Source organism: Halobacteriovorax sp., from assembly GCF_041587335.1.
Lineage (GTDB): Bacteria > Bdellovibrionota > Bacteriovoracia > Bacteriovoracales > Bacteriovoracaceae > Halobacteriovorax.
Map to the genome: position 1 here is coordinate 1 of NZ_JBFGYP010000098.1, position 11,728 is coordinate 11,728.

The 11,728-nt window shown below is 32.9% G+C and carries 10 protein-coding genes; 7 read left to right on the forward strand and 3 right to left on the reverse strand.

Going from position 1 to position 11,728, the window contains the following annotated elements; translation table 11 throughout:
* The 5 genes from ABX784_RS12385 to ABX784_RS12405 all read left to right on the forward strand — a co-directional run.
* A partial coding sequence (locus ABX784_RS12385; protein WP_372655363.1) for a hypothetical protein occupies positions 1 to 558 on the forward strand: 558 nt, incomplete at its 5' end.
* Positions 548 to 1,744 (forward strand): hypothetical protein, encoded by a 1,197-nt coding sequence (locus ABX784_RS12390; RefSeq protein ID WP_372655364.1) that lies wholly within the window; start codon positions 548 to 550, stop codon positions 1,742 to 1,744. The genes ABX784_RS12385 and ABX784_RS12390, both read left to right, overlap by 11 nt.
* Complete coding sequence (locus ABX784_RS12395; protein WP_372655365.1) at positions 1,741 to 3,189, forward strand: O-antigen ligase family protein; 1,449 nt, start codon at positions 1,741 to 1,743, stop codon at positions 3,187 to 3,189. The genes ABX784_RS12390 and ABX784_RS12395 overlap by 4 nt, the downstream gene beginning before the upstream one ends.
* The gene (locus tag ABX784_RS12400; RefSeq protein ID WP_372655366.1) at positions 3,186 to 4,331 is read left to right on the forward strand and encodes a glycosyltransferase family 2 protein; all 1,146 of its coding nucleotides are present in this window, start codon (positions 3,186 to 3,188) and stop codon (positions 4,329 to 4,331) included. Before ABX784_RS12395 ends, ABX784_RS12400 begins: the two co-directional genes overlap by 4 nt.
* Positions 4,321 to 5,520 carry a glycosyltransferase gene (locus tag ABX784_RS12405; protein WP_372655367.1) on the forward strand — a complete coding sequence of 400 codons (1,200 nt, stop codon included), beginning with the start codon at positions 4,321 to 4,323 and terminating at the stop codon, positions 5,518 to 5,520. The genes ABX784_RS12400 and ABX784_RS12405 overlap by 11 nt, the downstream gene beginning before the upstream one ends.
* Here the strand turns inward: ABX784_RS12405 and ABX784_RS12410 are convergent.
* Positions 5,515 to 6,591: a glycosyltransferase gene (locus ABX784_RS12410; RefSeq protein ID WP_372655368.1), complete on the reverse strand. Its 1,077-nt coding sequence runs from the start codon at positions 6,589 to 6,591 to the stop codon at positions 5,515 to 5,517. The two genes, ABX784_RS12405 and ABX784_RS12410, sit on opposite strands and share 6 nt — an antisense overlap.
* 54 nt (positions 6,592 to 6,645) lie before the next feature.
* On the opposite strand from ABX784_RS12410, the gene ABX784_RS12415 reads away from it, so the two are divergent.
* A complete protein-coding gene (locus ABX784_RS12415) occupies positions 6,646 to 8,259 on the forward strand; it encodes a sulfatase-like hydrolase/transferase (RefSeq protein ID WP_372655369.1) in 1,614 nt (537 codons plus the stop codon).
* Positions 8,260 to 8,300: 41 nt separating this feature from the next.
* Here ABX784_RS12415 and ABX784_RS12420 read toward each other — a convergent pair whose 3' ends face one another.
* A complete protein-coding gene (locus ABX784_RS12420) occupies positions 8,301 to 9,713 on the reverse strand; it encodes a lipopolysaccharide biosynthesis protein (protein WP_372655370.1) in 1,413 nt (470 codons plus the stop codon).
* A 1-nt stretch (position 9,714) separates the two neighbouring features.
* Positions 9,715 to 10,818, reverse strand: a complete 1,104-nt coding sequence (locus tag ABX784_RS12425; protein WP_372655371.1) for a glycosyltransferase family 4 protein — start codon at positions 10,816 to 10,818, stop codon at positions 9,715 to 9,717.
* Between the two features lie 94 nt (positions 10,819 to 10,912).
* Here ABX784_RS12425 and ABX784_RS12430 point away from each other — a divergent pair.
* Positions 10,913 to 11,728: SLBB domain-containing protein (locus tag ABX784_RS12430; protein ID WP_372655372.1), on the forward strand; the 816-nt coding region annotated here is incomplete at its 3' end.

The window sequence follows — 11,728 nt, forward strand, 5'->3', positions numbered from 1 at the left end:
GTCAATGACCCTTTAGCTAGTATTGTGCAGAAGATTCACTACCGTACTAAGGTAAGTGGATTAAGTGCAATATCAATTTATAGTGAATTGCCTAAAGAAGGCAAAAGTCACGTTGCTCTCCTTTTAGCTACAGAGTTTTTCAGAATCTATGGTATTAAAACAGCTATTCTTGATATCAATTTAGAAGGTGACGACTTATTAAATTCTCAAGTTCAAGACCTCACATCTGAGTCTGGAGTCTTCTCTCAAGTTCTTCCTGGAGTTGACGTTGTTCAAGTAAAAGAAAGTGTTAGGAATATTGATCGTGGTCATGTTGATACATTCTTTTTTAATAGAATATTAGAACAATTAAAAAAAGATTACTCTCTTGTTCTCATTGATACTGTTAGTGAGAATAATGAGGGGAGAGCATCATTTAGTCTAAAAACTGATGGTCATATTCTAGTGACATCTAAAAAAACAATTCGTGGTAAATTTGAAAAAAGTATAGAGAAGTTTCTTCACAGCACTACTCCATTGATTGGAACACTTTATAACGAGATTAATAATGAAAGATAAAGTATATATTAGAGATTTTTTATCTATAATTTTCAAGTACCGTCTAATGATGGCCATTATTTTAGCTGTCTCAGTAGGGTTCTTCTTTGAATTAAGTTCTTTAATGAAAAAGAAATACAGTACAGACTTCACAATCAATGTTTATAGTAAGTACTTTAAAAATCCACTTATAAGTCAGATTGTACCAGGTATGTATTCCATTCAAGAGATGAAGCAAACTGTTGAATCAATGGTTAAAGAAGCAATTAGTGATGAGCTTATTGATGAGCTAGGTCATAAATACGGAATATATAAAGATGCTGAGACTGAATATGAGTTAACAAAGCAGAGAATGTTCTTTAGAGACAATATTAGAATGTATTCTGATTCAGGACAATCTTACAAAGTTAGTTTTTCAAATTCCGATCCTATGGTTACATATAAGGTAACGAAAGAGATTTTAGATAGAGTTACGAGTCATTTTATTAACTCTAGAATTGAAACTATTGAATATGTAAGATCGATCATGGTTAAAAAGTTACAGTCCCTTAATGTAACTCAAAAAATGGCAAAAACTGAAATCTCTGATAATGCCCTAGCTTCAAAGAACCCAGTAGTTCTAAGATCTGAGCTTAATAAAATAAATAATGATATGAGTGCTCTAAGAAAGCAGTTCAATACATCTCACCCAAAGATTCAAAATCTCATACAGAGAAGAAATACTATCCTTTCATGGTTGAAAGAATTTAAAACAAGAACATCTACTAGAGAAGAGTCTAGTGAGGATGCCATTTTAATGTCTAATAATAAGGAAGTTGCACTTAATATTTCTTCTAAGTTATATGAAAAATATTATGACACAAATATGGCGCTTGATCTTGAGAAGAAAAGTGTTTCTAAATATATTGGAGTAATTCATGCTCCTCAGTTACCTGTATTTCCTACATGGCCAAAGAAAAGACTGTTTGCAAGTATTGGTTTAATTGTTGGATTTATGATCTGTTTTGTATATGTTTTTATAAAAGAAGTAATGGTCCCTCCTGTTGAAGTCACTCTACAGGAAGTATCTGCAAAGTTAGGTACTGAAGACTTAGGTGTTTTTGAATATCTTCCACTTTCAGAATTTAAAATGGCGACTAACTATTCAAAGCATAAAGATATTACTTCGACTTCGACTTCGAAACAAAAAGAAAATATATTCAAATGATAGATATATTTGAATTTTCATTCTCATTGCATCAGATTTTAACAGGCTTTTTATGTCTGTTTTTTCTGTATTTTGCATGGAAAGATCAAAGAGCTAATACATACGATAAGTTTCCAACGATTCAACTTAGGTTTCTTCTTCCTAGTTTCTTTGTTTTGTTTGTTGGTGTTTTTATATATTTGAATAACTACTGGGGTTATGAAGGAATCTTTCTATCTATAGAATTTGCTCTATTGGTTATCTTAAGTGTTTTTGATACAAAGTTTGCAGTTGCTTTTTTTATATATGTAATGATCTCTCGTCCTTGGGAGACTTATGTTAATGATATGATGCTGTCTTTCCCACGAGATGTATTTTTCTTAGTTGTATTCTCCTTTGTATTTCATAAAGCTATTAGAAAAAGATTTTATTTTCAGTGGAATTCAGCAAGTCTTATGTTGTTTCTTTTTGCTGTTTGGATGTTCTTTTCAGTTGTTACATCAAGTGATGTTAGTAACGGGTTAAGAAACTATATCGATTTATTTACAAAAGGTGTTTTAGTATATTTTCTTATTGTTAATGTTGTTGATAGGAAAGAGTATGTGGCCCCAATACAAATAGCGATGGTAATAGGTATTTTTGAGAAAGCTTGTATTTCTCTATATAAAACTTTCTTTCTTGAATCAGTTGCTGCCGGTCAAAGACTTACTTCGACAGGGATTCTCGAAAACTCAAATGATATAGCAGCTATTTTAATCCTTGGTATTCCACTGACTTCTTATTTCTTTAGAACTAGAGACAATAAGTGGTTAGTTAGAGCGATCTCTTTATTTATATTTTTTCTATATTCAATACTAGTCTGGAAGGCAAAATCAAGAGGGGCGCTTCTTGGTGTGGGCTCATTAATGGCATCTTATTATTGGATAAGAGCTAAAGACAAGAAGAAGGCCATGATTCTACTCGGTGTATTTGGACTTGTACTCTTTGGGCTAATTAAATCCATAAAGAGAGATTCTTCTGACCTCGAAGGATCAACTAATAATAGAATCATATATTGGAAGTCCGCTATTAATATGGGAATACGAAAACCTATATTTGGTGTCGGCTACAATGGTTATAATAGGCACTTTGCTGAGTATGCTGTAGGTAGTATTGGCTCTGAAGGGAAAAACAGAACTGTGCATTCGAATTGGTTATTACCACTTGCTGAAGGTGGGATTCCAGCTTTTATTTTCTATATGGCATTTTGGTTCTATGGATTTAGAGCTGCATATAGATTAAGGTTTCTACATCCTGAATACATATTAGCTATTGTGGCCTATGGAACAACTATTACGTTCTTATCTCATACATACTTACTATACCCATATATATTACTTGGATTAACTATTTCTACGGAACAGTTCTATAGTAAAGATGAGCTACTTGAGGAGAATCGTTTGATCATGGATAATGGTGCTATATGACATATCTAATTATTTTTCTTATTTTATTTATACTATTTGGCTATATTGGTTATCCCATTTCTGTCGTGATATTAAGCAAGGTTTTTAAATATAGCCGAGAAAAAAAGGAGATTTATCCAACTGTAGGTTTTTTAATTGCTGCATATAATGAAGTTGATAATATTGAAGAGAAGATTATAAATACGCTCTCTATTGACTACCCAAAAAATCTGCTTGAAATAATTGTTGTATCCGATGGTTCAGATGATGGAACTGATGCTATTGTTAAAAAGTATGAAGATAGGGGTGTTAAGCTTTACAGAGTTGAAGGGCGTGTAGGTAAAACTGAAGCTCGAAATCAGGCAGTACTATCTAATCGGAATGAAATAATTGTTTTTTCTGATGCTACTGCTGAGTATGAAGCAGATGCTGTAAAAAAATTAGTTCGTAACTTTTCAGATCCTAAGATTGGAATGGTATCTGGAAACTTAATTTATAAAGATGATGCTAATTCTAACATTGGAATGGCCACGAAACTTTATTGGAAGTACGAATCACTTATTAAAAAATCTCAAGGTAAAATGAAGACATTGACTGGAGCTATTGGCTGTATTAATGCATTTAGAAGAGAATGCTATACTGTACTACCTGAGAATATTATTGAGGACTTCACAGAACCTCTAACGATAATTTTAAATGGTTACGATATAGCTTTTGAAGAAGAGGCAATTGCCTATGAGAGAACTACTCAGAAGTCCTCGCAAGAGTTCCATATGAGAGTTCGAGTTATTAGAGGTGGAATGACAGGTCTTCTCTATGCTAAAAAAGTACTGAACCCTTTTAAATTCCCTCTTGCTTCTATTCAACTCATTGGGCATAAAGTTCTAAGATGGTTAATGCCCTCTTTTCTAATTCTATTAGTTCTCTCTACTACGATTGAGTATTTCACTAATCCTGGTCTGCTGATAAGTCTATTGTTTATATCTCAAGTTGTATTTTATACTTTGGGAATTATTGGCTTATTAGTATCTATAAATGGACCTTTTAGAATACTGCTTACACTTCCTAGTTATTTCCTTGTTATAAATAGTGCTGCATTGAAAGCATTATATTTAACTTTGACAACTAAGCTTGAAGCTACGTGGGAGACAAATGTCTATTAAAAATATTCTTTGGGTTGTTCCAAAGTACACTTTTCCTGTCGCTGATGGCGCTAGAGTAGCAAGTAATTCTCTAGTTCAATCGTTTAATTCTACTAAACACAAATTTGATGTTCTCTCTCTTGTTGATAATGGTGAGCAATGTATAAATGAATATAAAGAAAAGTGGAAAGCTTCAAGCGTATTTCTTATCTCTAGGTCAGCACCTAAAACTAAAGCTACAAAGTTAGCCTATTGGTTTCTTAAGATATTAAAAAATCCTTTTTCTCCATTAACTCTCTCTTATTTTAATGATAAAGGCGTTGTAAATGAAGTAAAGAGAACTGTAGATGTTGATAAATATGACGTGATTATTTTTGATGGACTACATGGTTATGCTTCTTTAGAGAATTCTCTTATTAGTTACAAGGGTAAAATAATATATAGAGCGCATAACGTAGAACAAGATCTTTGGTTCACTGCTGCAGATAAAACAAAGAATTATCTTCTTTCTCTATTTTATAAATTTCAAGGTCATTTAATGGCAAAGTTTGAAAATAATCTTATTCAAAGAAGTTTTGTGACTTGGACAATTTCTAATGAAGATCATATACGTTTTAAAGCGGAGGTTCCAGCTAGTAAGTTTTCTACTATACCTGTTGGAATGGATTTTTCTAAAGAATTAAAAAGTAATGTTACTGAGTCATCACTTCAGCTCTTTTTTCTCGGTCGTCTAGATTGGGCACCTAATAAAGAAGGACTTAAATGGTTCCTAGAGAAAGTATGGCCGATACTTTTAAAAAAGAGGAACGATTTAGTTCTAAATATTGGGGGAAGTGGAAACGGTGAGTGGTTAAGACCTTATCTATCAATGAATAATTTAAGGTTTCATGGTTTGATTGATGATCTCGAAAGTACCTATGAAAGTATGGACCTCGCTATTATGCCAATATTTTTTGGGTCGGGGACTAGGATCAAAGTTATTGAGTCTGTTTGTCATGGACTTCCATTAATTTCAACAAGTATGGGAGTACAGGGGAGTGAACTTCTGGAAGATCATTATTACCATGCTGAAACTGCAGATCAGTGGATCTCAATGCTTTCTTCTCTTCAACGTGTTGATCTAAAAAATAAGGGTGATATCGCTCGAGAACATCTAAAAAGTATATTAGATTATAGTGCCATCACAAATTTAATTGAAAAGAGTTTATAGATTACTATATAGACCAATTGTTCTTTCTGCCCATTTTCTTGGATGATATTCTTCATTGAAAGTTTTTGCTTTTTCTTGTGCATTTCGCTTCAAATCTTCTAGGTTTTCTTTGATAAAATCTAACGCTAAACTCATCTCTCTTGTATCTTTAGGTTCAAAAAGATAACCGTTGTATTTATGTGTTACTAAATCTGGTACTCCTCCGACTTTTGAAGCAAGTATGGGTCTACCTGAACAAACGGCCTCAAGCAGTGTCATTGGCAGCCCTTCTCTATGACTTGGAAGAATGAGTACATCTGCTTTAGACAAATGACTTGTTACATCTTTAACAAAACCTATAAAAGATATGTTTGCCTCTAAGTCTAGCTCTTTAGCAAGGGACTTTAGATGACTTTCCAAGTATCCATCACCAAGTATACTTAGATTAAAAAAATCTTTAACTTCAACAAGAGCGGGAAGAAAGTCTTGTAGTCCTTTCTCTTCACTTAATCTCCCGATTGATATAAGTTCAATTTTTTTATTGTCCACTGAGTTATTAGAATCTATATTTTCAATTGAGAGCATATTTGGAATATATAAAATATTTTCTGTGCTTAATCCTTCGTTTATTAGTTTCTCTTTCATTTGCTTTGATACAGCAATAACTTTCTCTATCCTTTTCATCATTTGTTTTGCTATCCATTCATAGATGATGACTTTTTTTGTATGAGCTGTATCTCCGTGATGAGTATGGATATGTTTTACTTGGGAGTTCTTAAAGCTATAGAAAAGAGCTTTATAACCATGAGAATGTATATGTGTATATTTATTTTCTATAATATAGTTTTTGATATATTTTCTAAGGTTAAAGTCTAATGCTGAAGTAGTTGTAACTGTTGTGGACGGTATAGAGTAGCAATCTAATTCTTTTTTGAAAATCTCTGCCAATGAAGGATTCTTGCTTTCTCTGATTATTAGGCAATGTACATTTAAGCCAGCCTCTAACAGGGATTTTAGACCCGTTATAACGACTTTTTCAGCTCCTGCTATTGGACCTGGGGCAAAAATGTGAAGTACTTTTATTTCTTTCATATAGTTTCTTACGTGTTAGAATTTAGTATAACATATATTTTGTAGAGCTAATGAATGAAAAAATATCTTAAAATTTGCCTCTTGTTAACTTTTTTAATTTTATCAAATACAACACTTCTTTCTCGAATTATTGAGATGGTTGGTTCTGGACGTATATTAAATGCATTAATATTTTGTGCCATTTGGATCGTATGTCTAATTGCTTTCTTTATTGGATCTTATTCAACAAAAGGAGTGTTCAGATTTTTATTTGCTTCGCTTGTTTGTTTTTCTACTTTTGCTGGAATGACTTATCTTGATATCGGTAAGCATTTTTTGAATTTTGAAGATATGGAGCTATTATGGATATCTAAAGAGCATGCAGCAAAAGTGTTCTCTTTTTACATCGATTTTATGACTTGGCCCTTCTTCTTAAGTCTTTTTGGTTTTTTTGCTATTTTAATTGGTGAGAGGAAAACTTTATTTGGGTCATGTGTTAGAAAATATACTAATGCTCTTTGTATCTCTCCTTTTATTCTTTTGGCCTTAATAAGTTATCAGAAAGGTGGGTATGGTACCAAGTCCATGCCTATGCAATATACTACTATTAGTACATTCTTACTTTTTCAGAGTTATAATTTCTTTCTACCTGGTATGAATTCAAAAAGGTCTGCTGTTAAAATTCCTCTCATCAAAAAAGATAAAGAGAGTATTAAGCACATTATTTTTATTGTTGATGAAAGTATTCGAGCAGATTATTTAGACTTTGAAGAAAATAACTCATTAACACCATATATTTCTTCTAATCTCAATAGGTTCATAAACTTTGGTGAAGCTTCTTCTGCTAATAATTGTAGTGGTTACAGTAATGCTGTTTTAAGATTAGGTGGTATTAAGAATAACTTAGCTACAATTGGGCAAAATCCTACTATCTGGAATTATGCAAAAAATGCAGGATTTAAAACTTATTATGTTGATGGGCAATTAAAAAATGGTGAACTACAGAATTTTATGAGTGGTAGTGAATTTGAAAGTATAACCCAGATGGTTCAATTTAATGATACACCTGAGGATTTATTAGATCATAAAATCGCTGAAAAACTAAGAGAGATAGTGAGTAGTGACACTCCTTCATTTGTGTATGTAAATAAAAGAGGAGCTCATTTTCCATACGTTGAAAGCTACGATAAAGACCAAGCAATATTCTTACCACAGATGGACCCTTTAGATAAGCCAGGTGAGAATAGAGAAAAATTTATAAACTCTTATAAGAATTCTATTGTATGGAATGTTGATAAGTTTTTCGAGATCTTTTTAGAGAATTTAGATCTAAGTAAAACACTTGTGTTTTACACATCTGACCATGGGCAGAACCTGTTAGATAGAGGTATTCAAACTCATTGTAACACTGTTGCGCCACACCCTTTTGAAGGCTTTGTTCCTGCTGCTATACTTACTGACTCAGTTGAATTGCAGAAGTTTTATAAGGAAAAATCTCTTGTCCTCAAGGATAAGCTAACTCATTTTCATTTCTTTCCTGAAATTATTAAGCAGATGGGATATAAAAGAAGTGAAGTGTTTAAAGTATTTGGTGTTGATTTTGAAGATGGATATATTAAGCAAGAGTTTTCAGCGGGAGCACTTCTTCCAAGATTTGGAAGAGATGTACAATGGTATCCAATTAGATAATATTTTCATATTTCAACTTATTCATAATTAAGGCTTATCAATTAAAGAACTTTGTTTTTTCTCAAGAAGTAGATACTTATAGTGTACGAGAGAATCATTATTGGACCAGTTATAGCGAACCATATTAGCTTTACATCAAAGAAGGGTTTTATTTCATAGGCTATAATACTATAAATCAGTGATAAGATTGCGTAGATACTAAAGTGTTTCCATGGAAATATGTCAAAGAATTTCCAACTCATAACTTTAGCTGAATAAATCATTCCACATAATTTTGGAATAAATTTAAAAAAGATAGCTGTTGCCAATGCTCCAATTGCTCCGTACTTCCCGGCCATTAAATAAACGGATCCAAGCGTAATAGGTGTAACAACAAGATAAATTTTTAATATCCACATTGTTTTTCCACTGGCTCTCGCAACTGCATCATGTGGAAATAAATAAACTAGATATCCAATAGCGAAGACTCTTAAGAAAGGAATACTGTCAGCATACTTAAGAGTGAATAAAATTTCGATGGTCTCATAAGAAAACAGATATAGGCCGCATACTGCAGGAATAACCATTAAGGCTATATCAGATTGCGCCTTTTTAAATTCAGTTAACACGTCTTTCGTTTGATCATCATGATAAGCAATAGATAACTTAGGTATGAGAACCTTTTGAACGGCCATATCGAGTAGCATAATAGGGGGAATAACTAAACAACCCATAGAATAGAAAGCAAAGTCCTCTGTCGATATTCTTGACGATAGTAATAGCATATCTACTTTATCAACGAGAAATCCTAATGTTCCAGCAAATGAAATAGGGAAGCAGTAGATGATGACTTTTTTAATTTTTTCTATATCAAAATTAAGCGTTATCATCTTTATTTTATTGCCTAAATACATTCCTAGAAAGTTTTTGAAGAGGTATAGTATTGTATAAGTCCAAAAGATAGATTCTATTGTTCTGTAAAAGTAAGCAACACTTAGAAATAGTGAAACTTTTAAAACTTCAAAGGTTGTATTATAAAGCGTTCCTCTTAATTGTTTTCCCTGCGCAGTAATTAGCTCTCCATAGAAAGAGCCAGGGGAGAGTGAAGCTGATACAACAACAAGTAAAATCAAAAAGGTTACAGGAAGATCAAGTAATGTTGGAAATAAGAGTACTATAGGTACCCCCACTAATATTGTTATTAATCCAAGTAGGTTTGTTAGTAACCATGCTTGTTGAATATACTCTGTAGAGTTTTCTTTTTTTCCTATCCAGTAGTAGACACTATATAGAGGCCCTCCTGACATAATTGTAAAAAGTATTGCCTGAGAGTAAAGAAAGAAAATCTTGTAATGACCAATATCTGTAGGCGAAAGAAGCCTCACTAGTATTATCGGAAGGAATAAATTAAAAATTGCAGAAATAGTGCTAATCAAAAAGATTGGTAAGTAACCAGATTTTAACTTACTTAACATGTTAACTCTTATAAATTTCTAAGTAATGTTTATTCATTGCCATTACAGAGAAATGGTTAATAACGGCTTCTTTACCGTATTGAGCAAGCTCATCTTGCTTTTGTGTTGAAGATAGTATTTCATTTAGCTTAATATTAAAGTCTTCACTACTTCCTAATTTATAAGTACAGACACTTCTCGGTGCTTTATCTTTGATTATTGAGTGCCCTGGGATGTCACTTATTAGACAAGGAGTGGATATACCCATCGCTTCTAGAACTGCTACTGGTATACCTTCATGTGTGGATGCGGAGACAAAAAGGTCTGATCCTAGGAGTAGGTCATTTATACCTGATTGGCCACCAGTCATTTTACAGTTCTCTGTCTGCAGTGACTCTAAACTTTTATAGTATTTTTCATCACCAGAAGGTCCTATTATAAGTAATTGCACATTCTTATTCTTTGAAATTTCATTCATTAAGAATGCCTGATCTTTTAATGGGACAACTCTTGCGACATTAGAAATAATTGGCTTTGATTCATCTAAGTTATATTTATTACAGAGTTCTTTCTTCTTCGCAGATTTTAATTCAGTTGTGACTTTGTTATCAAAAATTTGAACACCATTATCTACTCTATGTACTTTATGTTTAGGTATTCCTAGTTTCGTAGTGTAGTAGTCGTATACGCTCTGACTTACTCCAATGATTTGATCCGCTAATGGAGAAACCATCTTTTCATAAAAGTTTGATCTTGGATAATTCTCTAGGTGATCTAGTCCATGTGTTGTGTGAATGAGTTTTGGGTGTAACTTTGATAATATACTCATTGCCTTAATTGGGGCTAAGTACATGAGTGGGTTTAGGTCATGTGTGTGGATAATATCTTGACCTTTTATGTCATGTTTAATTCTTCTTAGTAGGGAAAAATCGTACCCTTCTTTTTTTAATGGTGGGGTAATTACATTAATCCCTGACTCACGAAAGAATGAAACCCATTCTCGTTCCCAGTCATAGATGTAGACTGAAACTTCGTGACCAAGCCTCATTTGCTCAATGGCGAGATGAAAAATAATCTTTTCAAGTCCACCTATTCCTAAAAATTGAGCAATATGCATTATTTTCATATATTCTTTGATCCTTTTAGGTGATCATAATACCTTATTTTGATATACTTATGTAGTCTGTGTGACATTATTACACTAAGTTAGGAGATATTTTTTGAGATTTAAAATTAAATCAATTATATTAATTGCCTTATCTATATTCATGCTTTCTAGTTGCTCAACAACCACTGACTACGCTAGGTATACTGATAGTTTGTCGGGACTAGAGCATAAGCAAGACAAGACCTTAAATGTTGTCCCCAACTTATCTCGTTTAAAGACTGACGTGGCTCCTGGTTACCGTTATTCACTTTACCATCCTAGTGATAAAAAACTGCAAGGAAGGTTTCGTTCAGATTTTAGAGGAATTCTTAGGCTTCCATATGGAGTAAGAGTTAATACTTCTGGGAAGAAATTCTCAACAGTAAAAAAAGAAGTATTGTCAGCATATTATAAGTTTTTTCGTAAAGGTGTTGAAGGTGTAACTTTTAAAATAAACTCAGCGACAAGATGGATAGAGGTTCGTGGACTTGTCACTAACCCTGGTAAGTATCTGATCCGACATGACACTGCTTTGGATTCTGTTTTAGCAAAAGCCGGTGGTGTTAAGGGAGATATATCAACAGAATACTACCAAGGCGTTATTAGTCAAAGAAATGAGTCGTACACAGTTGTTTTAAATGACTTTTTCAATAACAGTAAGTTGAGTAAAAAAATCACATGGTTAGGTGGAGATACGATATTTGTAAAGAAAGCTGACTCTCTTTCCTCTGGAAGAGCAGAGGTTCCCTTTGTTACACTTTTAGGAGGTGTTGGTAAGCCTGGGAAAATTCTCTATCAAAAAGATGCAAGTCTATATTACTTTATAGAAAAAGCTGGTGGGCTCACTACAGGCCTTGGGTACGATGAATGTTTTGTTTTTAGAAATAAA

Excerpts from the sequence above, each read along its gene's own strand:
- ABX784_RS12390 (WP_372655364.1), top strand. The coding sequence starts at position 548 with ATGAAAGATAAAGTATATATTAGAGATTTTTTATCTATAATTTTCAAG.
- ABX784_RS12395 (WP_372655365.1), top strand. The coding sequence starts at position 1,741 with ATGATAGATATATTTGAATTTTCATTCTCATTGCATCAGATTTTAACA.
- ABX784_RS12400 (WP_372655366.1), top strand. The coding sequence starts at position 3,186 with ATGACATATCTAATTATTTTTCTTATTTTATTTATACTATTTGGCTAT.
- ABX784_RS12405 (WP_372655367.1), top strand. The coding sequence starts at position 4,321 with ATGTCTATTAAAAATATTCTTTGGGTTGTTCCAAAGTACACTTTTCCT.
- ABX784_RS12410 (WP_372655368.1), bottom strand. The coding sequence starts at position 6,591 with ATGAAAGAAATAAAAGTACTTCACATTTTTGCCCCAGGTCCAATAGCA.
- ABX784_RS12415 (WP_372655369.1), top strand. The coding sequence starts at position 6,646 with ATGAAAAAATATCTTAAAATTTGCCTCTTGTTAACTTTTTTAATTTTA.
- ABX784_RS12420 (WP_372655370.1), bottom strand. The coding sequence starts at position 9,713 with ATGTTAAGTAAGTTAAAATCTGGTTACTTACCAATCTTTTTGATTAGC.
- ABX784_RS12425 (WP_372655371.1), bottom strand. The coding sequence starts at position 10,818 with ATGAAAATAATGCATATTGCTCAATTTTTAGGAATAGGTGGACTTGAA.